Origin of the sequence: Catellatospora sp. IY07-71, assembly GCF_018326265.1 — a bacterium.
Classification (GTDB): Bacteria; Actinomycetota; Actinomycetes; order Mycobacteriales; family Micromonosporaceae; genus Catellatospora.
The window spans coordinates 3,282,300-3,303,742 of sequence record NZ_AP023360.1 but is presented as its reverse complement, the minus strand read 5'-3'; the positions used below and the strand labels follow the sequence as shown (position 1 = coordinate 3,303,742).

Here is a 21,443-nt window from a genome sequence, read left to right as displayed (position 1 = left end):
CCTTCTTATCGCTTTGCGATGTAGAAGGTGCCCTTCTTAACGTTCCAGGTCAGGTCGCGCAGATGGCGTACGCCGTCGCCGTCCAGTTCTCGGCGAACCCGGTCGGATCTTCGATCACCGCGACGTCCGACCCGGACACCGCACCCGGCCCCCACAGCCCGATCCGGTCGAAGTGCGCCTGGCTGCCGGCCGTGTGCGTGCCGCCGGTGCCGTGCAGCTTCTTGCCCGCCGGGCAGGCCGCGCTGATCCCCTTGCTGATCGAGTTCGCGGCCGTGGTCGCCGACACCCGCAGCTGCCCGGCCACCGGGTTCACGCAGATCGCGTACGCGTACGCCGAGTACGCCCCCGACGCGACCTCGTCCCCGCCGACCTCCACGGACAGCTCGGTCAGGTCCGCCGACGGCACGATGCTCCGGATCAGGAAGTGGCCGCCGCCGACCGCGGCCGCCCCGGTGCCGATCACCTTCTTGCCCGACGGGCACGCCAGGTGCACCCCGACGACGTTCGTGCCGGAGCTCGCGGTGTACGAGCCGGACACGACCTGCCAGCCGGTCACGCCCGAGCCGCAGATCGCCCAGGCGTACATGGTCCAGTTGCCGGCGAAGGCGGCGGACTCCCGCGCGACGGCGTAGTACGAGTGCGTCGGGTAACCGGCCGCGGCCGGGATCATCGAGCTCAGGTGCACCAGGGCACCGCCGTCGACGATGTCGGCGCCGCCGCCCAGCAGCACCTTGCCGGCCGGGCATACCGCGTTGGCGGTCTTGAACGACTCCGAACCGGTCAGGTCGCTCCAGTCGATGGTGACGATCAGGCCGGTCACCGCCTGCGCGGGCGCTGCCGCGACCAGCGACATCGCCGCGCCGAGCAGCGTGGCGGCCATACCGGCGAACAGTTTCGAGCTTCGGGTGAGGGACATGGCGCACCTCGGGTGCTCGGGCGGCCTGCTGCGGCCGCGGGGCCTCACGGTAGGCGGCCGTCCCGGGCACGGGCACGGCCTGCGCGCCTACCCGACAGCAGCCGGGCACGGCGCGCGGCCCGAGATCGCCGGGGACCCGCGCGGTGGCCGCCCGGCGGCGGGCGGACAGCGCGATCCCGGTACGCTCCCCGAACCTTGACGCTTCGCAGAGGAGCAACATGAGCATCAGACGGCGCCTGGTGACGGCGATCGGGGTCATCTCGCTGGCGGCCGCGGCCGCCGGATGCACCGGTGATCCCGCGCCCGCCCCCGCGGCGGTGCCCAGCACGTCACCCTCGTCCGCGCCGGCAGCCACGGACCAGCTCACGGCCGCCCTCGACGGATTCCGCACCGGCACCGTGTCCTTCACCGGCAAGATGACCGGCCCGCTGCAGGTCGGCATCACCGGCCGGTTCGACGGCGTCTCCGGCGACGCCACCGTCACCTCCGCGATCACCGCGGACGGCAGGCTGGCCGCCGCCGAACTGATCCGCATCGGCGACGACCTCTGGATCCGGCAGAGCGGGGCGACCCGCGACGCGTGGCAGCACGCGAACGTCGACGAGGTCAGCGCGGACGGGCCGCTGCGGCGGTCGCTGACCGACCCGTCCGCCAGCGAGAAGCTGCTGCGCGCCGCGTTCGACGTGGGCCGCAGCGGGGACGGGATGCTCGTCGGCAAGCTGGACATGACGACGTCGTCGCTGCTGGGCACGGGCCTGCCCGCCACGGCCGCCGCGCAGCTCAAGCAGGTGCCGTTCCGGGCCGCGCTCGACGCCCAGGGCCGGCTGGCCCGCCTGGAGATCGACCTGCGCTACGTGCTGCGGCTGCGGGCCGACGGCGGGGTGCTGGTGGTGGAGTACACCGGCTACGGGGAGCCGATCGCCCTCAAGCCGCCGACCGGCAAGATCGTCGAAATGGACGCCGCAGCGCTGGCCCGGCTCTGATCCGTCGCGCTGAGCGGTGGTTACGTTCCACCGCCCAGCGCCCATCCGTGGTCCTCGCCCGGTAGACAGCCGCCCCAAGGAGTGCCCGTGCTCGCCCCTGTCCCGACCGACCTGGCGGTGTCGCCGCCGTCGCGGGAATACCGTGACATCCCGCCGCCCCGCCGTATCGGGTCCCGCGTCTTCCTCGCCGTGCTCGGCCTGGCGCTCGCCGCCGCGGCGGTCGGCTTCATCCGGGATCTGGCCGCCGTACCCGAGCCCCCGCCGCCGTCCACGGTGCAGGCCCCGGACACGCTGGGCGGGCGGCCTCGGACCACCGACGACGAGTGGGTGAAGTCCAACCTGGAGTTCATCCACGGCATCCTCAGCGACGGCGCGAACTCCGTCGTGATGGAGGTGTACGGCGACGAGGTGATGGTGTTCGCCGCCGGTGGTGCGATCGAGTCACCGGACCGGGCACTGGACGGTCTACTCGAGTCTGCGCGGTCGCAGGGCTACCACCTGGACACGTTCACGATGGTCGACCCCGGCCCGCTGGGCGGGGTGGCGTCGTGCGGGCGGGCGCGCAGAGCCACCGAGGAGACGGTGCTGTGCGCTTGGGCGAGCACCGGCAGCAACGGCATGTTCGAGTGGTACTACGCGACGCTCGCACAGGCTCGGGCGGAGTTCGCCGGCCTGCGCGCCGAGGTCGAGACGCGCGACTAGTGCGCTGGGACCAGCGGAGAGTTAAGAAGGGCACCTTCTACTACGCATAGCGTTAAGAAGGTGCCCTTCCTTACGCTGTGATCCGGAACAATGTGATCTCTCCGAAGTGCTCGGTGCGGGTCTGCGGGTAGCGGCGGCGCAGCAGCGAGGCGAAGAAGTCCGGGCCGGTCAGCACCGGCAGGTCCGCGGGCAGCGCCTTGACCGCCGGTCCGTGCATGTAAACGAGCACCACCTCCCCCGCCTGGCGCAGCCCCAGCCGCAGCAGCCGGGACAGCTCGCGCTGCTCGTACAGCCGCCACACGTCCACGCTCACCACGGCCTCGAACGCGCCGTCGGGATACGGCGACCACGTCCCCAGCAGGTGCAGATTGCTGTCGGACAGCGGCCGCCCGTGGTCGTGGGTGACCGCGCGCTCCCCCAGCGGCACCTCGTCGGTGCCGAACGCCTGCCACAGCACCGCCCGGCCGCCGAACTCGGCGCCGAGCACCGGCCACACCTCGGCCAGCCGCCCCACCCCGTGCTCGGCGCAGGCGGCCAGCGCCTGCCGGTAGTGCCGGATCTTGCGGGTGACCTCGGTCGGCGCGGGCAGGTCCACCAGCTCCGCGTCCAGGCAGCGGTGCCGGTCCCGGAACAGCTCCAGGTTGACGCCGTAGTCCTGCTGCAGGTTGGCCAGGTCACGTACGGCGGGCACGTGGAACCCGGCCGCGAGCGGGTCGTACCCGAACGCCGCGTCGCCGAGCACCCGGTGCACCCGCAGCGCCAGGTCGGTGTCCTCGAAGCCCCAGCGCGTGCCGTACGCCTCGTCGAACCCGCCCGCGTCCAGCACCGTCTGCCGGGGCAGCGACACGTTGTTGGTCAGCGCGAACACCCACGGCGCGCCCGCCAGCCACTCCTGCGGCGACTCGTCCCGGCCCGGCACCCGGAACCGGAAGTCCTCGTGCCGCGGCCCGGCCAGCTCGTGCGTGAGCGGCGCGCCGTCCAGCGCGGCGGCCAGCACCGCCCAGTCCCCCTCGTACCGCTTGCCGATCAGCACCACCGGGCCGTCGCGCCCGTCGTGGAAGGCCAGGTGCCGTTCCAGCAGCCGGGGCTCGGCCAGCACGTCGCTGTCGAGGAAGCAGACCAGCTCGCCCGCGGCCAGCGCCACCGCCCGGTTGCGCGCGGCGGACCGCCCCCGGTTCTCCGGCAGGCTGTCGAACCGGAACGCGAACGGGTACGCCGCGCCGGTCAGCTCCGCGTAGGGCGCCGGATCCGAGCCGTCGTTGACCACCACGACCTCGAACAGCGCCGGGTCGAGCGTCTGCCGGCACAGCGCGGCCAGGGTCAGCGCGAGCGTGTGCGCGTCGCCGAAGGTCGGGATGAGCACGCTCAGGCGCGGGGACATGGCCCTCCGTTCCAGCGGCGGGGCCGCGTCCAGGGACTACCGCACGATCCTGAAAGCTGCAGAGAGCGCTTTCAAGCGCTGCCCATCAAGTGGAACATGTCGATTTTCGAAAACCCGGCGAACGGGCAGGTCGGCGCCTGTGCGCACCCGCCGCTGTCATCGACCCGACCCGCCGCCGCCGCAAACGCGTCGCCCGTGCGTGACGGCCGGTGCTACCGTGACCCCGTGATCTTCTCGTCGTGTCAGGTGATGATGCCCCGCTCCCGGGGCTGCTGACACGCGCGTACACACGCCAGGCCCCGCGTCCGGGGCCTCGGCGACGGGTCGACGCTCCGGCTTGGATTCCAGCAGGAGGCACCCATGACCCGCGTCTACCTCACGACCACGATCCCGTACGTCAACGCCGCCCCGCACCTCGGCTTCGCGCTGGAGGCGGTGCAGGCCGACGTGCTCGCCCGGCACCACCGCGCCCGCGGGCACCAGGTCAGGCTGCTCACCGGCACCGACGACAACTCGCTCAAGAACGTGCTCGCCGCCGAGCAGGCCGGGCTGCCCGTGCAGGACTTCGTCGACGCGAACGCGGCCCGCTTCGCCGCGCTGCGCGAGCCGCTCGCGCTGTCGTACGACGACTTCATCCGCACCAGCCGCGACCCGCGCCACCGGCCCGGCGTCGAGGCGCTCTGGCGCGCCTGCGCCGACGACCTCTACCAGGACACCTACGAGGGCCTGTACTGCGTCGGCTGCGAGCACTACCTGACCCCGGACGAGCTGGACGGTGCCGGGCACTGTCCCGAGCACCGCACCGCGCCGCAGCGCATCACCGAGCACAACTGGTTCTTCCGGCTGTCCCGCTACGCCGCGCCGCTGCGCGAGGCGATCACCGGCGGGCGGCTGCGCATCGAACCCGAGTCGCGCCGCAACGAGGTGCTCGCCTTCATCGACGCCGGGCTGCGCGACTTCTCCGTCTCCCGCTCGCAGGCCCGCGCCCGCGGCTGGGGCATCACCGTGCCGGAGGACCCCGGCCAGGTCATCTACGTGTGGTGGGACGCCCTGGGCAACTACCTCACCGCCCTCGGGTACGGCACCGGCGGCGACGCCTACCGCACCTGGTGGGAGCAGGCCGACCGGCGCGTCCACGTGATCGGCAAGGGCGTGCTGCGCTTCCACGCCGTCTACTGGCCCGCGATCCTGCTGTCCGCCGGGCTGCCGCTGCCCACCGACATCCTGATCCACGACTACCTCACCGCCGGCGGGCAGAAGATCAGCAAATCATCGGGTACGCCGGTGGACCCCGTCGCGCTCGCCGGGCGCTACGGCACCGACGCGGTGCGGTGCTGGCTGCTGCGCGAGGTGCCCCGGGTCGGCGACGCCGACTTAACGGTGGAGCGGCTGATCGAGCGCGCCGACGCGGACCTGGCGGGGGGCGCGGGCAACCTGGTCAACCGGGTGGTCACCATGGTCCACCGCTACCGGGCCGGGCGGGTCCCCGCCGACGCCACGCCGGTGGCCGAGGCGAAGGAGCTGGTGGAGGCCGTCGCGGAGGCGCCGTGGACGATCGCGGCCGGGCTGGACGACTTCGACTTCCGCCGGGCCGCGGCGGCGGTGTGGGCGGTGGTCGAGGAGGCGAACCGGTTCGTCGAGCAGACGCGGCCGTGGGAGCAGGCGAAGGCGGAACGGTCCGGCGACCCCGACGCCGGGGTACGCCTCGACGGCGCGCTGGCCGCCCTGCTGACCGCCTGCCGAGCGGTGGGCGACCTGCTGGCCCCGTTCCTGCCCGGCGCATCCGCCCTGGTCACCACCCAGTGCACCCCCGGCCCCGACGGCACCCTGCCCCCACCCACCCCCCTGTTCCCCCGCCTCACCGACTCCTGACCCCCCGCCCCGCCCCACCCAGCCCCGTCCCGCGCCGCGCCGCGCCGCGGTGCCAAGATCGCCGTCTCGTGTCACAAAGTGCAGCTGGGCCACAGGTTCTGACACGAGACGCCGATCATCCGCGGTCCCACCCGGCGCAAGGTGGAAGGACCCGCCGCATGATCGCGGTCTCGTGTCGGAAAGTGCAGTTGGACCACAGGTTTCGACACGAGACGCCGATCATCGGCGGGCGGGCGCGGTGGGCCGGGCCAGGCACGCGGGCCGGGTGGGCGGAGCGGGCCGGGCGGGGTGGGCGGAGCGGGCGGGGTGGCCGGGTCAGTGCCAGAGGCCGCCTAGGCCCTTGCCGAGGAGGACGGCGCCGATGACGGCGAGCAGGACGGTCATGACGGCGGCGTTGTGCTCGGCCAGCCAAGCGCGCAGCCGTTCCAGCCAGGGGCCCATCCGATCGCGGGCGAACTCGTAGCCGATGACCGGGATGGCGACCGTGCTCACCGCGATCACCGCGAAGATCAGCACCGCGAGCGCGGCCCCGCCCGCGCTCAGCCCGGCGGTGCCGACGATGAGCCCGGCGGCGGCCAGCAGGGGCAGGTTCTTCACATTGGCGGCGGAGAGCAGGAAACCGAGCCCGATCGCCTTACCAGTGGTGATCTTGTCGACGGCCGCGAGCCACGCGGGCATCTTCGGCTGCTCGCCGGGCTTGGGCCGGCTGCGCCACTGCCAGACGGCAAGGCCCAGCAGCAGCAGACCAAGCACCAGCTTGATCACCGAGGCGGTGGTGGTCGGCTCGCCGCCGGAGCCGATGCCGGTGCGGCCGGCCAGCGCCATGAAGACGAGCACGGCGAGCATGATGCCGATGACCCAGCCGAGCAGGAAGCCCGCCGCGGCGGCACCGGCGCGCGGGGCGAGCAGCATGATGATGACCGCGATGATCGGAATCGGGCTGATCGCCACCCCGAGCGCCAGCGGCAGCAGTTCCCCGATCACCTCGCCCATGGCAAGCAGCGTATGGCGTGGAACCAGCTCGTTCGGGGTAAACGCCCAGGTATGGGCGAGATCCTGGTGGGTACGGCGTCGTGGACCGACAGCACCCTGCTGGCGTCGGGCTGGTACCCGGAGTCGGCGAACACGCCCGAGCGGCGGCTGAAGTACTACGCGACGCGGTTCCCGCTGGTCGAGGTCGACGCCACCTACTACGCCGTGCCCGGCGAGAGCACCGTGGAGCTGTGGGCGGCGCGTACGCCGAAGGACTTCACCTTCAACATCAAGGCGTTCAGCATGCTCACCCGGCACCCGACGAAGGTGAGCGCGCTGCCCAAGGACCTGCGCCCGGAGACCGACAAGCGCAACGTGTACCCGGACGCGCTGGACCCGCAGGCGTACGAGGACGTCTGGAGCCGCTTCCTGTCCGCCCTGGACCCGCTGGTCGAGGCGGGCAAGCTCGGCATGCTGCTGTTCCAGTTCCCGCCGTGGTTCACCATCCGCCGCGACAACAAGCAGTACCTGCTGGAGGTGGCCGAGCGGTGCGCGCCGCTGCGGGTGGGCATCGAGCTGCGCCACGAGTCGTGGTTCAAAGGCGACAACGCCGCCGAGACGCTGGAGTTCCTGCGCAAGCACAAGGTGCCGTACGTCTGCGTGGACATGCCGCAGGGGTACAGGAACTCGGTGCCGCCGGTGCTCGCGGCGACCGCCGACCTGGCCGCGGTGCGCTTCCACGGGCACAGCGACAGGTGGACCAGCAAGGACATCCACGAGAAGTTCGGCTACCTGTACAAGCCGCGCGAGCTGAAAGACTGGGCGCCGAAGCTGCGCGAGCTGGCCGGCGACGCCGAGCAGACGCACGTGCTCATGAACAACTGCTACTCCGACTACGCCCAGCGCAACGCCGCGCAGCTCGTCGACCTGCTGTCCGGCGAGACGTGAGCGTCGAAGCCTGCAAGTTGTGGACAGGAATCCGGCAAGAACGCGATGGCAATCATGCAACCTCTATGATAGACAGTCGTGCATGGACATCGCCTTCGCGTTCGACGAGGCATACGCCGAGCACGTTCAGGTCGCGGTGGAGTCGGTGCTCGACTGCCATCCCGGCTCCCCCGGCCTGACGTTCTGGCTGCTCACCACGGAGGCGGTGGCCAAGGAGCGGGAGCCCGCGCTGCGCCGCCAGCTCGCCGGGCGCGGCCGGCTGCGCCTGCTCACCACCGGCGACGAGTTCCGCGCCCTGCCCGTCGTCGGCGAGGAGTGGCTGTCCTATGTCAGCGCCGGCATGTACCTGCGGCTGCTGCTGCCCGGGCTGGTCGGCCCGGACGTCACCCGGCTGCTCTACCTCGACGTCGACGTGCAGGTCAGCGGCGACCTCACCCCGCTGTGGCAGCTCGGCCTCGGCGACGCCCCGCTCGCCGCCGTACGCGACGCGTTCACGGCCACGTTCGCCACCCACGGCGGCGTGCCCGGCGCCGGGCCCGAGCACGACCCGGACGCGCCCTACTTCAACTCCGGCGTGCTGCTGATGAACCTGCCGGTCTGGCGGCGCGACCGGATCAGCGCCAGGTGCCTGGCCTACCTCGCCGCGTACGCCGACCGGCTGCGCTTCCCCGACCAGGACGCCCTGAACCTGGTCGCCTACGGCCGCTGGCTGCGGCTGCCGCACCGCTGGAACAACATGCGCAGCTTCCTGCTGGAACAGGCCCCGGACACCCCGCACGACACCCGCGTCATGCACTTCGCCGGGCCGCGCAAGCCGTGGACCGAGGGCTTCCGCCCTGGCTTCCGGTACGAGCGGTATCAGGCGCTCGCCGCCCGCGCCGCCGCCTACGGCTGACCGCCCGCTGCTCAGCGCCCGAGCAGGGTGCGCGCGCCGTGGCTGATCAGCAGCACCCCGAAGACGAGCAGCAGGCCCGCCATGACCAGCAGGTGATGGCGGGACAGCCAGGTCTTGCAGCGGTCGAGGTGGGTCGCGGCCCGCTCGCCGCCCGCCAGGTACAGCCCCACCAGCACGATCACCGGCAGGCACGAGATCAGCGAGAACACGCTCAGCGCCAGCACCGCGACGGCGGTCGGATCCTCGGCGAGGCCGTGCGCGGCACCGGCGCACAGGGCCAGGTTCTTCGGGTCCACGCCGTACATCAGCAGCGCCAGGACGGCGGCCTTGACCGGGGACCAACGGTCGGCGCTCGCCATCCACTTCGGCATCGCGTGCTGCCCGTTGCTGCGCCGGTGCCGCACGACGTGCAGGTACGCCGCCGCGAGCAGCCCGACGCCGAACACGACCCGCAGCACCCCGGCGACGGTGCCCGAGCCGCCGTCCATCCCGACCCGGAGGCCCTGCCCGGCGAGCAGGTACACCGCCGAGCTGACCGCGATCACGCCCACCAGCGCCCCCGCCAGGAACGCCGGGCCCGCGACGCGGGCGCGCCGGGAGAACAGCACCAGGATCGCCGCGATGATCGGCAGCGGGCTCGCCGCCACCCCCAGCGCGTACGGCACCACCCCCGCCACCGCCCCGCCCACCCCCTCATCCTGCGGCTTCCCGAACGCCGATCTTGCGCGAACGCCCCATCCGCGTCCGGAACGCAGGCGGCCCGCCCGCGCCGAGGCGGCGTGGACGGGCCGGTGCGCGCGGGTCGGTCAGGGACAGCTGAGGACGCCGTCGAGCGGGTCCGCGCTGCACAGGTCGAAGCCGGGTCCGCCGTCGACGGTGTCGTTGCCGCGCACCCTGTCCGCCACGGAGAGGATGTCGCCGTCGCCCTCGCCGTACACCGTGTCGGCGCCCGACCCGCCGCTGATCAGGTCGCGGCCCGGACCGCCGTAGACGGTGTCGTCGCCGCCCAGGCCGTTGATGATGTCGTTGCCGCCCAGGCCGCAGATGACGTCGTTGCCGGGCGTGCCGTTGAGCACGTCGTTGCGCTGGGTGCCGGTGATCGTGCAGATCGGGCCGGCCGGCGCGATCACGGTGTCCTCGCTGTCGGCGTTGTTCGAGGTGTTCGGGTCGTGCGTGGCGCTGGTGATGCCGCTGCTGTTGGTGATCGTGCCGGTCGCGGCCGGGTTCACCTGTACGACCAGCGTGAACCCGGTCGTGCCGACGGCGAGGCTGCTCCTGGTCGCGGTGACCGTGCCGGTGCCGCCGACCGGCGGCGTGGTGGCCGTCCAGCCCGCGGGCGAGCTGAACGAGACGAACGTGGTGTTCGCCGGGATGTCGTCGGTGAACACGACGTTCTGCGCGGCGTTCGGCCCGCTGTTGCTCACCTCGATCCGGTACGTCAGCAGGCCGCCGGCCGTCACCGGGTCCGGCGCGTCCATCTTGCGGATGGCGAGGTTCGCCGACGGCTGCCCGATGTTCGTGGTCTCGGTGGAGGTGTTGCTGTCCGGGTCCGGATCGGCGGTGGCCGAGGCGACCTTGGCGGTGTTCGACAGCTGCCCGGTGGCCGCGGCGTCGACGGCCACGACCAGCGTGAACGTGGCCGTGCCGACGGCCAGGCCGCCCGTCGTCGCGCTGACCGTGCCGGTGGCGCCGACCGGCGGCGTGGTCGCCGTCCAGCCCGCGGGCGAGCTGAGCGAGACGAACGTGGTCCCCGCCGGGAGGGTGTCGGTCAGCTCGGCGTCCTCGGCCACGTCGGGGCCGTTGTTGGTGACCGTGATGGTGTAGGTCAGGTTCGCGCCCGGGAGCACGGGGTCGGCCGAGTCGCCCTTGTCCACCGCGAGATCGGCCTCGTTCGCGGACCCGCTGTTGCGCGGGTTCGGCGCGTCCGTGCCGAAGTCGGCGCTGTTGTCGTCCGTGTCGACCGATCCGCCGCCGTCGCGCAGCGCGGCCGTGGTGTTGTTCAGGCCGGGGGCGGCGGCGGTCTCGAAGTCGTTGGCGGCGCCGTAGCCGACGAAGTCGCGTACCCCCGCGGCGGCGTCGCAGTCCACTCCGCAGGTCAGCGCGGAGCTGTTGGTGACCAGGGCGACCTTGCCCGAGACGGCGCTGAGCGCGATGCCGCCCGTCGCGTCCGGGGTGGGCAGCGGCGTGGTGCCGCCCGGGCCCGCCGCCTCCTGGACCAGGTAGTGGCTGCCCGGCGCGATGGAGCCGGTCAGCGCGGTGACCTGCCACGTGCTGCCCGCGGCACTGGCGTACTGCACCGACCAGCCCGTCACGTCGACCGCGCTCGCGCCGCGGTTGTAGAGCTCGATGAAGTCGTTGGTGTACGTCGCGCCGATGTTCCCGCCGCCGCCGTACACCTGGCTGATGACGATGTCGGGCGATACCGCCGCGGCGGCCGCCGGCAGGACCGGCCCCGCCAGCGACGCCGACATGCCGACCAGGGCAGGCAGTGCCGCCCTCCGTACCCAGTGACGCATGCGTTCCTCCTCGAGCCCGGACCGGGCCTGCTACACCTGGTCCGTCCAACTGGCCGGATTCGAGATGGTTACGTATAGTCGTGAAACGACTACTATGCGTTCTCGACGTGGAGGGTGGGCGCCCGCCGGACTACGCTGGCGCGGTGACCGACCTCCTCGTCCTGCTGGGCCTCGCCGCCGCCGTCGCCGCAGCGCTGGGCGGCTTCCTGTGGCTGGCGGCCAAGGCACGCCGCAGCGGGGTCGGGGCGCAGCTAATGGGGCCGATCGACCAGCTCTACCGCCCCGCGGCGCACCAGTTCCACCAGGAGAGCCGCCTCGGCGAGCTGCGCACGGCTCCCCGCCCCGCCGCCGGCGACCGGCCGCGGCCCCTGGGCGTGCCCTGATCAGGGCTCACACCGCCGACTCCGACGGCCAGTCCCCCAGCAGGTGGCGGCGGATCAGCGCCGCGTGCGACAGCGGGGTGCGCAGATCCGCCGGCTCGCCGTTGAGGGTGTAGTCCAGCAGCACCAGTGATCCCGCCTCGGCCAGCGCGCGCAGCCCGGCGACCTGTGCCGCGGCCGGGCCCGCCAGCACGTGCCGGAACGTCGGCAGGTAGATCTCCCGCCGCGCCTGCTGGTAACCGAGCAGCTCCGTGCCGTGCAGGCCGCGCCGGTGGCCGAGCGGCGGCCCGTACGTCGACGCCGCGCGCTTGAGCCCGCGCATGGCCGTGACGCGCAGCTTCGACTCGTCCACGTCGGCGTGCGCGAACACCTTCAGGGCCTGCCACACGCCCTCGACGGACTGGCTGGTCACCCCCGGCGTGAACGGCACCGGGATCGCGCCGTGCGGGTAGAACGGGCTCAGCCGCACCCACGGCTCCGGCCCGCGGGACGTCACATCCACGACCGCCGCTCCCGGGAACGCCGCCGCCAGCGACGCAGCACTCCGCCGCCTGCTCGCCACCTGGACGTCCATGACGCCTCCCCCCGCCGCGACCGACACCGCATCCTGCCCCGCCGGTACGACACCGGGCTGGGCGGCTACTTCGGGTTGGGCTGGAAACTGGCGGTGATCAGGGCGAACTCGTCGAGGTTGTCCTGCCACTTGGATTCCGGCGTGGACCAGTAGATGGCGTGGGCCTGCTTGGGGCCGGTGACGAAGCCGCGGTTGATGACGTGGTTGCGCCCGCCCCGGCCCTGATAGGTGAACTCCCAGTCGGCGCAGGCCAGGAAGTAGTCGACCTTCTCGATGCGCACCCGGCGGTAGTCGTTCCAGTCGCCGGCGGCGACCCGCCGCGCCTCCTGCCGCTTCCAGTCGGCGACCGGGTCCTTCTTCGGGTAGTCGGACTGGTCCACGAGCAGCAGCCGCCCGCCGCTGGGCTCCTTGAACCGCACGATGGAGCCCTCCCTGGTCACCCGCCAGCTCTTGGGGACGGCGACCGAGAAGCCCGTGCGGTCCTTGTACATGTGCCAGCCCGCGGGCAGCACCAGCGCCGCGGGCGACGGCGAAGCGCTCGGCGACGCGGCGGCGCTCGGGCTCGCGGCCGAGGTGCTGGGCGCCGCCCCGGCACCGTTGTCGCGCGGCTTGTCCCCGAGCCGCGGCAGCAGGAACACCGCGCCCACGACCAGCACCGCCAGCCCGGCCGCGACCAGCACCCCCAGGCGCGCCCGGCCCGGCCGCGAAGGCGGGACACCGTCCGCAGCGGACACGACCTCACCCGAGCCCGCGTGGGAGTCACCGCGGTCCCCGGCAGCGGCCGGTTCCGCCGACGGCGCGGCCGTGCCGGGTGCCGCCGCCCGTGCCTCACGCTTGCCGGCCGCGGGCGTCGCGGAGGAGGCGAGCGCAGCGCCCGCGACGGCTGCGGCCGCCTGGCCGGGCTCGGCGGGCCGGTCGGCGGCCGGCTGCGGCGTCGGCTCGCCGGCCGCGTCGGCGAGTTCGGCGCGCTTGCTGCGGGGCACGTACCCGGGCTGCCGCTGGGCGGGCACGGCTTTCGCGCGTACCCCCGGCAGGAAGGCCGCGCCACCGCGGCGGCCGACGGCGACCCGCAGCAGGGTCTGCTCGGCCTCGGCGGCCTTCATCCGCACCGACGGGTCCTTGCGCAGCAGGCCGTTGAGCAGCGGCTTGAGGGGCCCGGCCAGGCGCGGCGGGGTGGGCTCCTCGGTGGCCAGCGCGGCCAGCGTCGCCATGGCGTTCGGGCGGTGGTACGGCCCCTGCCCCTCCACGGCCGCGTACAGCGTCGCGCCCAGCGACCACAGGTCCGCGGCGGGACCGACGTCGCCGCCGTCGACGCGTTCCGGGGCGATGTAGGACGGTGAGCCCAGGATGAAGCCGGTGCGCGTCACCGCGGGATCGCCGGGCAGGGTGGCCAGGCCGAAGTCGGTGAGCACGACGCGGCCGTCGTCGCCCACCATCACGTTGGCGGGTTTGACGTCGCGGTGCAGCATGCCCGCGTTGTGCGCGGCGCGCAGCGCGGCGAGCACGCCGAGCCCGATGTCGGCGACGCGCTCGGGGGCCAGCGGGCCCTCCTCGGCCATCACCGCGGCCAGCGAGCGGCCGGTGAGGCGCTCCATCACGATCCAGGGGCGGCCGTCCACGTTGACCACGTCGAAGATGCGCACCACGTTGGGGTGGCTGACCCGGGCGATGGCACGGGCCTCGCGCATCGAGCGCGCGTACATCTCGTCGCGTTCCTCGGTGGTCAGCCCGGCCGGGGGCACGACCTCCTTCACCGCGACGTCACGCTTGAGGCTCTCGTCGGTGGCGAGCCAGACCATGCCCATCCCGCCCTGGCCGAGGGGTTCACGGAGCCGGTATCGGTCAGCGAGTACGTGCGGCGGCACAACGGGCATCCGAGGACGGTACCGAACACGTATGCGCTTACACACCCCCGGGAACCGGAGTGTGATCTGGATCTGGCAACCCCTTCGGGCGATCCTCGCCAACCGTTCGGCGCACCGCAGCGGCCGCTCGGCGCGTGTCCGGAGACGAAAGGGCAAGCCGGACGGCGCGAGCTGCGTATCCTCCCCGCACCGTTGATCCATCCCTTCGTGCGAGGAGGCACGTGCCATGGGCGATCCGACGCCCGCAACGCGGCCCGGCGATCGCAGTCCCTGGAACTGGCTGCTGCTGATCCCCATCGTCCTGCCGCTGATCACCGTCTTCTTCAACGCCGAGAGCCCGGACCTGCTGGGCTTTCCGCGTTTCTACTGGCAGCAGCTGGCGTACATCCTGGTCGGCGTCAGCACCACGACGCTGGTGTACCAGCTGACCAAGCGGCGTGGGGAGGGCTGACCCATGTGGCGTGACCATCTCACCGAGATCATCATCTTCTCGCTGCTGTTCGTCGGCGTGAGCGCGATGGGCTTCGTCGCGTCCCGCTGGCGGCGGCCGGTCGACATGGAGCACCTCGACGAGTGGGGCCTGGGCGGGCGCAACTTCGGCTCGTGGATCACCTGGTTCCTCGTCGGCGGCGACCTGTACACGGCGTACACCTTCGTGGCGGTGCCGGCCCTGGTGTTCGGCGCGGGCGCGATGGGCTTCTTCGCGGTGCCCTACACCGTCATCATCTACCCGATGTTCTTCCTGGTGCTGGTCCGGCTCTGGTCGGTGTCGCACCGGCACGGCCTGGTCACCCCGGCCGACTTCGTCCGCGCCCGGTTCGGCTCGCCGACGCTGGCGCTGCTGGTGGCGATCACCGGCATCGTGGCGACCATGCCGTACATCGCGCTGCAGCTGGTCGGCATCGAGGCCGTGCTCAAGACGATGGGCGTCACCGGCGACTCGGCCCTGGCCCGGCACGCGCCGATCATCATCGCGTTCGCGATCCTGGCCGCGTACACCTACCAGTCCGGCCTGCGCGCCCCCGCGCTGATCGCGTTCGTCAAGGACACGCTGATCTACATCGTCATCCTGGTCGCCATCATCTGGCTGCCCGCGCAGCTGGGCGGCTGGGGCGCGATCTTCGGCGCCGCCGCCGACAAGTTCGAGGCGAGTCCCGCCGCGAGCGACGGGTTGCTGCTCAACGCGAACAACCAGCTGCAGTACATCACCCTGGCGTTCGGCTCGGCACTGGCGCTGTTCCTCTACCCGCACTCGGTCACCGGCGTGCTCGCCTCCCGCAACCGGGACGTGATCAAGCGGAACATGTCCGCGCTGCCGGCGTACTCCCTGCTGCTGGGGCTGCTCGCGATGCTGGGCTTCGCCGCGATCGCGGCCGGGGTCAAGCCGCTGCCCGGGGCGAAGGAAGGCTCGGTGGACACCAACACCATCGTGCCGGTGCTGTTCGACACGCAGTTCCCGGACTGGTTCGCGGGCGTCGCGTTCGCCGCGATCGGCATCGGCGCGCTGGTGCCCGCCGCGATCATGTCGATCGCCGCGGCGAACCTGTTCACCCGCAACGTGTACAAGGAGTACCTGAACCGCGCGGCGACCCCGGCCCAGGAGGCCAAGGTCAGCAAGATCTCCTCGCTGGTGGTGAAGGTCGGCGCGCTGCTGTGCATCGTGCTGCTGGACCCGCAGTTCTCCATCGACCTGCAGCTCATCGGCGGCGTGATCATCCTGCAGACGCTGCCCTCGGTGGCGCTGGGCCTGTTCACCCGCTGGTTCCACAAGGGCGCGCTGATCGCGGGCTGGGTCGCCGGCATGGGCTTCGGCATGTGGATGCTCTACCAGATCGAAAACAAGGCGACCGGCCGGATGCACTTCGCCGGCTCGGCGTTCCCGCTGGAGAAGCTCGGCTTCGACACCAAGATGACGATCTACGCCGGGTTCGTCGCGGTGCTGGTCAACCTGCTCGTCGCGGTGCTCGGCACGCTGGTGCTGCGGGCCGTCAAGGTCGCCGACGGGCCGGACGCCACCGAGCACGGGGACTACTTCGTCGACGAGGGCTCGCCCCGTCGCGACGCCGACCTCGACTCCGAGGGGGAGCCGGTAGCCGTCGCCTAGCGGCGGCACGGCAAGGGGTGGGTGCGCAGGTCCCGCACACCCACCCGAAGGAAGGGCACCTTCTTATCGGTTTCCGTAGAAGAAGGTGCCCTTCTTAACGTCTCACTGGAGGTAGCCCTCTACCTGGGCGACGTCGGCCGCCTTGGCGTCGTCGGGGTTCTCGCCCGCGTCGCGCAGCGCCCGGCGCCGGCGCAGCAGGTCCCAGCACTGGTCGAGCGTCTCCTCCAGGTCGCGCAGCCGCGCCGACTCGGTCTCCGGGTCGATGGCGCCCTGCAGGCGCTTCGTACGCAGCTGGTGCTCCTCGGCGACCAGCACGTCGATCCGGTCGAAGATCTGCTTCTCGTCCATGTCTCCAGCGTTCCACGCCGCCCGGCCCTTCGCGCGCGGATCACCGGACGGAGCACCCGGGGCCGTCCGGAGCGGGCGGCCGGCTCCGGGCACGGCGCCGCTTTTCGATGGAGAGCGGGGCGGGACGGGGCGGGGCAGGGTCAGCCGAGCCAGCCGTAGAGGCGTTCGACGTGGATGCGGACCACGAGGCGGGAGTCGGCGACCATCGCGGCGCGATACTCGGCCCAGTCCGGGTGCTCGCCGCGGATCTCCCGATACACCTCGACCAGCTCCGCGACCGCCTCGTCGTGTGGGTCGGCGGCGACCGCGGACAGCTCGGCGACCCCCTCGGCCACCGCGTACGCCCCACCGCCCGGCACGGTCACGTAGAAGCTCGCCCGGGGGTCACGGCGCAGGTTACGCACCTTCGCCCGCCCGTCCGTGCTGGAGAACCGGATCACCCCGTCCGTGACCAGGTAGTCGACGTTGGACAGTTGCGGCCGCCCGTCCCGCTTGATCGTGGCCAGCACCCCGCGGCCGGTGCGCCCGATGACCCGCCAAAGCCCGTCCTGCTCACCCATGTCAGCTCCCCTCACGCCGCTACCCGCGCGGCGGACAGCACGCCGGTCAGCAGTTGCAACTCGTCCAGCATGCCCCGGGCGGCGTGCGCCATGGCGACGGTCGGGGTGAGCACGCCGTCGGCGTCCACGGCCTGGCGCAGGTGGATGTTGACCGCCTCGGCGACGGGCACCATGCGCAGCGCCGCGACCACGGGTTTGAGCTGCTCGACCGCGCGCATCCCCGCCGAGGACATGCCGTAGCCGACGAAGCCGGCCGGCTTGTGGTGCCACTCGCGGTAGAGGTAGTCGAGCGCGTTCTTCAGCGGCGCGCTGTAGCCGCGGTTGTACTCCGGCATGACGAAAACGAAGGCGTCGGCGTCCGCGGTGGTCTCGCTCCAGCGCCGGGTGTGCTCGTGGGCGTACGGGCCGCCGTCGACCGGCTGGCCGGGCTCGTCGTGGAACGGCAGGTTCAGCTCGGCGAGGTCGGCCACGCGCACGTCGAAGGCGCCGTGCGCGGTGGCGGTGGCGGCGAACCAGTCGCCGATGACGTGACCGATCCGGCCGGGCCGGGTCGAGGCGACGATGACGTTGAGGCGTGGCATCCCGAACTCCTTTGTTGACATGTCACCAACATAGCGAGTCGGTTGGTGACATGTCAACAAGCCGGTATGCTGAACCGCGTGACCGAACCCCGCTGGCTCGACGAGCGGCAGGCCCGCGCCTGGCGCGGCTACCGGCGCATGCGCGCCCTGCTCGACCTGCAGATCACCCGCGACCTGGCCGCCGACAGCGGCCTGTCCGACGCCGACTACGACGTGCTGTCCAACCTGTCGGAGGTCTCGCCGCACCGGCTGCGCCTGACCGAGCTCGCGGCGACCATGCTGTGGTCCAAGAGCCGGCTGTCCCACCACCTCACCCGTATGCAGCAGCGCGGCCTGGTCGGCCGGGAGGAGTGCCCCGGCGACGCCCGAGGCTCGATGATCGTGCTGACCGAGGCGGGGCTGCGCGCCATCGAGGAGGCCGCGCCGCACCACGTCGAGTCGGTGCGCCGGAACATGATCGATCTGCTGACCGATGAGGAGCTCGCCGCGCTCGACGCGCTGTCCCACCGCATCGTCGCCCACCTGAGCCGAGAGGGTTGAGAAGGTGCCCTTCCTATACGGATAGCGTTAAGAGGGTGCCCATCCTTTCCGGAGGGCGGTGGAGAGGACGGGTATGAGCGGGACGGTGCTGGTCACGGGAGGCACGGGCGGGCTGGGGGCGGCGGTGACCAGGCGGCTGCTCGACGAGGGCCGGCGGGTGGTCGTGCCGTGGCACTCCGAGGACGAGCTGACCCGGGTGCCCTCCGGGGTCTCGGAGCTGGACCTGGTGCAGGCGGATCTCACCGACCCGGCCGCGGTCGGCGCGGTGGCGGCGCGGGCCGCGGCGGACCCGGACCGGCCGCTGCGGGCCGTGGTGAACCTGGTCGGCGGGTTCGCGATGGGCGGGCGGGTGCACGAGACCCCGGTCGAGGAGTTCGAGGCGCAGCTGCGGCTGAACCTGCGCCCGGCGTACCTGGTGTGCCAGGCGACGCTGCCGCACCTGGTCGCCGCGGGCGGCGGCAGCGTGGTGCTGGTGTCCAGCCAGGCCGTGCGCAAGCCGTTCCGCGGCGCGGCGGGCTACCTCACCGCGAAGACCGCGGTGCTGGGCCTGGCCGGCGCCCTGCACGCCGAGTACGCCAAGGACGGCGTGCGGGTGAACACGATCCTGCCGGGCGTCATCGACACCCCTGCCAACCGCGCGTCGATGCCGGACGCCGACCGCAGCGGCTGGACCGCGCCGGAGGACATCGCCACGACCGTCGCGTTCCTCTGCTCGGACGCCTCGCAGGCCGTGCGCGACTCGCAGCTGCTCGTCTGAGGGCCCGTCCCGGGCGGCGCGGTGTCGCCGCCGCACTAGCCCAGGTCCGGGTGGGGCAGGTAGCGGTCCAAGGCGATCGGGTCGCCGCCGCTGGACAGGAACACGTCCAGGTCGGCGATGGTGAAACCGGCCTCCAGCAGCAGCGGCAGCAGCGGGTTCGGGCCGAGCAGGGCCAGCGCCGCCGTGCCCGCCGCGCGGTGCCGGGCGAGCGCACCGAGCACGGCGTCCGCGCAGGCCCGCGTGGTGCGGCCGCCGGCCGGGCCGACCAGCACCCGGTCGCCCAGCGAGCGCACAACCGCGTACCCGTCGCCGGTCTGGCACACGCTCACCCCGGGCAGGGCGGCGTACCAGGCCAGGTCGGCGTCGCGGCGGCCGCCGGAGGCGTCGGCGTCCAGGTCCGCGATCTCGGCCGGGGTCGCCTCGGCGGCCGGCGGGCGGCCCGGCAGCGCGGTCAGCGGGCCGCGCAGGTAGAGCAGCGGGCAGACCGGGCGCATGCCCTGCCGGACGTAGAGCGCCACGGCCCGCGGATCGGACGAGGCGAAGGTGACCCGTGGCGCGGCGACCGGCAGCAGGCGGGCCAGCAGCGCCCGGCCCAGGCCCGAGGACTGGTGCTCGGGCAGCACGAACAGGTCGGCCAGGTGGGTCAGCCCGCCGCGCAGGAACGTCGCGCCGAAGCCGACCGGCTCCGTCCCCGCGAACCCCGCCAGCAGCCGCCCGTTGGCCAGCTCCCGGTCGAGGTAGTCGGGGCGGCGCGGCCACATCGCGAGGTTGCCGAACCGCCGCGCGACGGCGCGTACCCCGGCCAGGTCGTCCGGGGCGGCCTGCCGCACGGTGTACACGCCGGGCAGCGTAACCGACCCGCGGCCGCTGACCGGATCGTTCCGGCCCGAGGCATGATGGTGCCTTCTGCCAGGGCGGGAGCGGGGTGAGGATCGACGTCATGCGAAACGCTCTCATCGTCGTCGACGTACAGGAATCGTTCCGGCAGCGGCCGCTGTGGCGGCTGGCCGACAACCCGGACATCGCCGCCCGGGTCGACCGGCTGGTGCGGTCCGCCCGGGCCAAGGGCGATCTGGTGGTATGGGTGCTGCACGCCGAGTACGGCAGCAAGACCGTCTTCGACCCCGACCTGGGCCACGTCCGGCTCCTCGACGGCCTGGCCGCCGCCGACGGCGAGCCGGTGCTGACCAAGACCTCGCACAACGCGTTCACCACGACCAACCTCCAGCAGCTGCTCACCGCGGCGGGCGTGCGGTCGCTGACCGTGTGCGGCATCCGCACCGAGCAGTGCGTGGAGACCACCACCCGGGTCGGCAGCGACCTCGGCTACGACGTGACCTTCGTGGTCGACGCCTGCGCCACGTTCCCGATCCCGCACCGGGACCTGCCCGCCGACGCCACCGTCGAGGAACTGCTGGCCGACCCGCGCACGCTGTCCGCGGCCGACGTGACCGCGCGCACCGAGTACGCCCTGGCCGGCCGGTTCGCGACCATCCGCACGGTGGCCGAGCTGGCATGACCGAGGTCGTCTTCCTGCTCGTCCCGCAGCTGCACCTGCTGGACCTGGCCGGGCCCGCGCAGGTGTTCTCCACCGCCGCCGACCACGGCCACGGCTACCGGCTGCACTACGTGGCCGAGCAGGAGGACGTGCCCACCGCGCAGGGCCTGCCGCTGCGCGCGCGTACGGACTGGCCCGAGCTGGGCCCCGACGACCTGGTCGTGGTGCCGGGCTGGCGCTCGCCGCGGCTGCGCGCCAACGGGCACCTGACCGCGCCCACGCTGCACCGGCTGGCCGCGTTCCACGCGGCGGGCGGCACGGTGGCCAGCGTGTGCGCGGGCGCGGACGCGCTGGGCCGGGCCGGGCTGCTGGCCGGGCGCCGCTGCACCACCCACCACGACCTGCAGGACGAGCTGGCCGCGCGCTATCCGGCCGCCCGGGTGGTCCGCGACGTGCTCTACACCGTCGACGACCGGGTGGTGACCTCGGCCGGCATCGCCAGCGGCATCGACCTGGCGCTGCACCTGGTCGCCGTACGCCACGGCCCCGCCGCCGCGGCGCGCACGGCCCGCGCGATGGTGGTCTACGCCCGCCGCAACGGCGACGAGCAGCAGGCCAGCGCCATGCTCCGGCACCGCGCCCACCTGTCCGACGTGGTCCACCGCGTCCAGGACGAGATCGACACCCGCTACACCGAACGCCTGCCGCTTCCCGCGCTCGCCGCGTCCGCCGGCGTCAGCCCTCGCACCCTGACCCGCCTGTTCACCGCCGCCACCGCCCTCACCCCGCTGCGCTACCAGCAGGAACTGCGCCGCGAACGCGCCGAGCACCTGATCGGCCACGGCAGCACCGTCGAGGCCGCCGCCCGCGCCGTCGGCTTCGAGGACGCCCGCATGCTCCGCCGCCTCCGCTCCCCCACCTGACCGACCCACCGCACCCCCTGGGTTGATCATGAACTTAGGTACGTGCTCGACGGCGTGTCCCGACCCTGGCACCGTGATCGAAAGCTCGGCGACCGGGCCGGCCGAGGACACCGGGCCGCGCCGCCACG

23 protein-coding genes are annotated in these 21,443 nt (G+C 72.8%); 12 read left to right on the top strand and 11 right to left on the bottom strand.

Going from position 1 to position 21,443, the window contains the following annotated elements:
• Window positions 1-49: 49 nt before the first annotated feature.
• Window positions 50-916, bottom strand: a complete 867-nt coding sequence (locus tag CS0771_RS15120) for a hypothetical protein (protein WP_212841564.1) — start codon at window positions 914-916, stop codon at window positions 50-52.
• Between the two features lie 218 nt (window positions 917-1,134).
• Between CS0771_RS15120 and CS0771_RS15115 the strand changes: the two genes are divergently transcribed.
• On the top strand, window positions 1,135-1,899 hold the full coding sequence (locus tag CS0771_RS15115) for a hypothetical protein (RefSeq protein WP_212841563.1): 765 nt from the start codon (window positions 1,135-1,137) through the stop codon (window positions 1,897-1,899).
• Between the two features lie 87 nt (window positions 1,900-1,986).
• Window positions 1,987-2,601 carry a hypothetical protein gene (locus CS0771_RS15110; protein WP_212841562.1) on the top strand — a complete coding sequence of 205 codons (615 nt, stop codon included), beginning with the start codon at window positions 1,987-1,989 and terminating at the stop codon, window positions 2,599-2,601.
• Between the two features lie 70 nt (window positions 2,602-2,671).
• On the opposite strand, the gene CS0771_RS15105 is transcribed toward CS0771_RS15110, so the two are convergent.
• Window positions 2,672-3,982 (bottom strand): glycosyltransferase family 2 protein, encoded by a 1,311-nt coding sequence (locus CS0771_RS15105; RefSeq protein WP_212841561.1) that lies wholly within the window; start codon window positions 3,980-3,982, stop codon window positions 2,672-2,674.
• A 360-nt stretch (window positions 3,983-4,342) separates the two neighbouring features.
• On the opposite strand from CS0771_RS15105, the gene CS0771_RS15100 reads away from it, so the two are divergent.
• Window positions 4,343-5,854 carry a methionine--tRNA ligase gene (locus tag CS0771_RS15100; protein ID WP_212841560.1) on the top strand — a complete coding sequence of 504 codons (1,512 nt, stop codon included), beginning with the start codon at window positions 4,343-4,345 and terminating at the stop codon, window positions 5,852-5,854.
• Between the two features lie 315 nt (window positions 5,855-6,169).
• Here CS0771_RS15100 and CS0771_RS15095 read toward each other — a convergent pair whose 3' ends face one another.
• A complete protein-coding gene (locus tag CS0771_RS15095) occupies window positions 6,170-6,847 on the bottom strand; it encodes a GAP family protein (protein ID WP_212841559.1) in 678 nt (225 codons plus the stop codon).
• Window positions 6,848-6,898: 51 nt separating this feature from the next.
• Here CS0771_RS15095 and CS0771_RS15090 point away from each other — a divergent pair, with 51 nt between their 5' ends.
• Window positions 6,899-7,774, top strand: coding sequence for a DUF72 domain-containing protein (locus CS0771_RS15090; protein ID WP_212841558.1), 876 nt, complete (start codon window positions 6,899-6,901; stop codon window positions 7,772-7,774).
• 82 nt (window positions 7,775-7,856) lie between these two features.
• Complete coding sequence (locus CS0771_RS15085) at window positions 7,857-8,669, top strand: glycosyltransferase family 8 protein (protein ID WP_212841557.1); 813 nt, start codon at window positions 7,857-7,859, stop codon at window positions 8,667-8,669.
• Window positions 8,670-8,680: 11 nt separating this feature from the next.
• Here CS0771_RS15085 and CS0771_RS15080 read toward each other — a convergent pair whose 3' ends face one another.
• Window positions 8,681-9,358, bottom strand: coding sequence for a GAP family protein (locus CS0771_RS15080; protein WP_212841556.1), 678 nt, complete (start codon window positions 9,356-9,358; stop codon window positions 8,681-8,683).
• A gap of 117 nt (window positions 9,359-9,475) precedes the next feature.
• Window positions 9,476-11,185 (bottom strand): lamin tail domain-containing protein, encoded by a 1,710-nt coding sequence (locus CS0771_RS15075; RefSeq protein WP_212841555.1) that lies wholly within the window; start codon window positions 11,183-11,185, stop codon window positions 9,476-9,478.
• A 143-nt stretch (window positions 11,186-11,328) separates the two neighbouring features.
• On the opposite strand from CS0771_RS15075, the gene CS0771_RS15070 reads away from it, so the two are divergent.
• Window positions 11,329-11,568, top strand: a complete 240-nt coding sequence (locus CS0771_RS15070; protein ID WP_212841554.1) for a hypothetical protein — start codon at window positions 11,329-11,331, stop codon at window positions 11,566-11,568.
• Window positions 11,569-11,575: 7 nt separating this feature from the next.
• Here CS0771_RS15070 and CS0771_RS15065 read toward each other — a convergent pair whose 3' ends face one another.
• Both CS0771_RS15065 and CS0771_RS15060 read right to left on the bottom strand, forming a co-directional pair.
• Complete coding sequence (locus tag CS0771_RS15065; protein WP_212841553.1) at window positions 11,576-12,139, bottom strand: hypothetical protein; 564 nt, start codon at window positions 12,137-12,139, stop codon at window positions 11,576-11,578.
• Window positions 12,140-12,204: 65 nt separating this feature from the next.
• Window positions 12,205-14,013, bottom strand: coding sequence for a serine/threonine-protein kinase (locus CS0771_RS15060; RefSeq protein WP_212841552.1), 1,809 nt, complete (start codon window positions 14,011-14,013; stop codon window positions 12,205-12,207).
• 217 nt (window positions 14,014-14,230) lie between these two features.
• On the opposite strand from CS0771_RS15060, the gene CS0771_RS15055 reads away from it, so the two are divergent.
• Window positions 14,231-14,455: a DUF3311 domain-containing protein gene (locus CS0771_RS15055; protein ID WP_212841551.1), complete on the top strand. Its 225-nt coding sequence runs from the start codon at window positions 14,231-14,233 to the stop codon at window positions 14,453-14,455.
• A 3-nt stretch (window positions 14,456-14,458) separates the two neighbouring features.
• Entirely contained in the window at window positions 14,459-16,108 is a 1,650-nt protein-coding gene (gene mctP, locus CS0771_RS15050; RefSeq protein WP_212841550.1) for a monocarboxylate uptake permease MctP, read from the top strand.
• 102 nt (window positions 16,109-16,210) lie between these two features.
• Here mctP and CS0771_RS15045 read toward each other — a convergent pair whose 3' ends face one another.
• The 3 genes from CS0771_RS15045 to CS0771_RS15035 all read right to left on the bottom strand — a co-directional run bounded on the left by CS0771_RS15045 (window position 16,211) and on the right by CS0771_RS15035 (window position 17,597).
• On the bottom strand, window positions 16,211-16,456 hold the full coding sequence (locus CS0771_RS15045) for a DUF2630 family protein (RefSeq protein ID WP_212841549.1): 246 nt from the start codon (window positions 16,454-16,456) through the stop codon (window positions 16,211-16,213).
• 140 nt (window positions 16,457-16,596) lie between these two features.
• Window positions 16,597-17,016, bottom strand: a complete 420-nt coding sequence (locus CS0771_RS15040; protein ID WP_212841548.1) for a PPOX class F420-dependent oxidoreductase — start codon at window positions 17,014-17,016, stop codon at window positions 16,597-16,599.
• Window positions 17,017-17,027: 11 nt separating this feature from the next.
• Window positions 17,028-17,597 (bottom strand): NADPH-dependent FMN reductase, encoded by a 570-nt coding sequence (locus CS0771_RS15035; protein WP_212841547.1) that lies wholly within the window; start codon window positions 17,595-17,597, stop codon window positions 17,028-17,030.
• Between the two features lie 78 nt (window positions 17,598-17,675).
• Between CS0771_RS15035 and CS0771_RS15030 the strand changes: the two genes are divergently transcribed.
• Together CS0771_RS15030 and CS0771_RS15025 are read left to right on the top strand one after the other, a co-directional pair.
• A complete protein-coding gene (locus CS0771_RS15030) occupies window positions 17,676-18,137 on the top strand; it encodes a MarR family winged helix-turn-helix transcriptional regulator (protein WP_212841546.1) in 462 nt (153 codons plus the stop codon).
• A 73-nt stretch (window positions 18,138-18,210) separates the two neighbouring features.
• The gene (locus tag CS0771_RS15025; protein WP_212841545.1) at window positions 18,211-18,894 is read left to right on the top strand and encodes an SDR family NAD(P)-dependent oxidoreductase; all 684 of its coding nucleotides are present in this window, start codon (window positions 18,211-18,213) and stop codon (window positions 18,892-18,894) included.
• A gap of 35 nt (window positions 18,895-18,929) precedes the next feature.
• Here CS0771_RS15025 and CS0771_RS15020 read toward each other — a convergent pair whose 3' ends face one another.
• Window positions 18,930-19,733 carry a GNAT family N-acetyltransferase gene (locus CS0771_RS15020; RefSeq protein ID WP_212841544.1) on the bottom strand — a complete coding sequence of 268 codons (804 nt, stop codon included), beginning with the start codon at window positions 19,731-19,733 and terminating at the stop codon, window positions 18,930-18,932.
• 101 nt (window positions 19,734-19,834) lie between these two features.
• Here CS0771_RS15020 and CS0771_RS15015 point away from each other — a divergent pair, with 101 nt between their 5' ends.
• Window positions 19,835-20,413, top strand: coding sequence for an isochorismatase family protein (locus CS0771_RS15015; protein WP_212841543.1), 579 nt, complete (start codon window positions 19,835-19,837; stop codon window positions 20,411-20,413).
• On the top strand, window positions 20,410-21,315 hold the full coding sequence (locus CS0771_RS15010; RefSeq protein WP_212841542.1) for a GlxA family transcriptional regulator: 906 nt from the start codon (window positions 20,410-20,412) through the stop codon (window positions 21,313-21,315). The genes CS0771_RS15015 and CS0771_RS15010 overlap by 4 nt, the downstream gene beginning before the upstream one ends.
• Window positions 21,316-21,443 lie beyond the last annotated feature (128 nt).

Excerpts from the sequence above, each read along its gene's own strand:
- CS0771_RS15105 (WP_212841561.1), bottom strand. The coding sequence starts at position 3,982 with ATGTCCCCGCGCCTGAGCGTGCTCATCCCGACCTTCGGCGACGCGCAC.
- CS0771_RS15090 (WP_212841558.1), top strand. The coding sequence starts at position 6,899 with ATGGGCGAGATCCTGGTGGGTACGGCGTCGTGGACCGACAGCACCCTG.
- CS0771_RS15095 (WP_212841559.1), bottom strand. The coding sequence starts at position 6,847 with ATGGGCGAGGTGATCGGGGAACTGCTGCCGCTGGCGCTCGGGGTGGCG.
- CS0771_RS15040 (WP_212841548.1), bottom strand. The coding sequence starts at position 17,016 with ATGGGTGAGCAGGACGGGCTTTGGCGGGTCATCGGGCGCACCGGCCGC.
- CS0771_RS15115 (WP_212841563.1), top strand. The coding sequence starts at position 1,135 with ATGAGCATCAGACGGCGCCTGGTGACGGCGATCGGGGTCATCTCGCTG.
- CS0771_RS15060 (WP_212841552.1), bottom strand. The coding sequence starts at position 14,013 with ATGCCCGTTGTGCCGCCGCACGTACTCGCTGACCGATACCGGCTCCGT.
- CS0771_RS15035 (WP_212841547.1), bottom strand. The coding sequence starts at position 17,597 with ATGCCACGCCTCAACGTCATCGTCGCCTCGACCCGGCCCGGCCGGATC.
- CS0771_RS15075 (WP_212841555.1), bottom strand. The coding sequence starts at position 11,185 with ATGCGTCACTGGGTACGGAGGGCGGCACTGCCTGCCCTGGTCGGCATG.
- CS0771_RS15065 (WP_212841553.1), bottom strand. The coding sequence starts at position 12,139 with ATGGACGTCCAGGTGGCGAGCAGGCGGCGGAGTGCTGCGTCGCTGGCG.
- CS0771_RS15055 (WP_212841551.1), top strand. The coding sequence starts at position 14,231 with ATGGGCGATCCGACGCCCGCAACGCGGCCCGGCGATCGCAGTCCCTGG.
- CS0771_RS15015 (WP_212841543.1), top strand. The coding sequence starts at position 19,835 with ATGCGAAACGCTCTCATCGTCGTCGACGTACAGGAATCGTTCCGGCAG.
- CS0771_RS15010 (WP_212841542.1), top strand. The coding sequence starts at position 20,410 with ATGACCGAGGTCGTCTTCCTGCTCGTCCCGCAGCTGCACCTGCTGGAC.
- CS0771_RS15025 (WP_212841545.1), top strand. The coding sequence starts at position 18,211 with ATGAGCGGGACGGTGCTGGTCACGGGAGGCACGGGCGGGCTGGGGGCG.
- CS0771_RS15085 (WP_212841557.1), top strand. The coding sequence starts at position 7,857 with ATGGACATCGCCTTCGCGTTCGACGAGGCATACGCCGAGCACGTTCAG.
- CS0771_RS15100 (WP_212841560.1), top strand. The coding sequence starts at position 4,343 with ATGACCCGCGTCTACCTCACGACCACGATCCCGTACGTCAACGCCGCC.
- mctP (WP_212841550.1), top strand. The coding sequence starts at position 14,459 with ATGTGGCGTGACCATCTCACCGAGATCATCATCTTCTCGCTGCTGTTC.
- CS0771_RS15045 (WP_212841549.1), bottom strand. The coding sequence starts at position 16,456 with ATGGACGAGAAGCAGATCTTCGACCGGATCGACGTGCTGGTCGCCGAG.
- CS0771_RS15120 (WP_212841564.1), bottom strand. The coding sequence starts at position 916 with ATGTCCCTCACCCGAAGCTCGAAACTGTTCGCCGGTATGGCCGCCACG.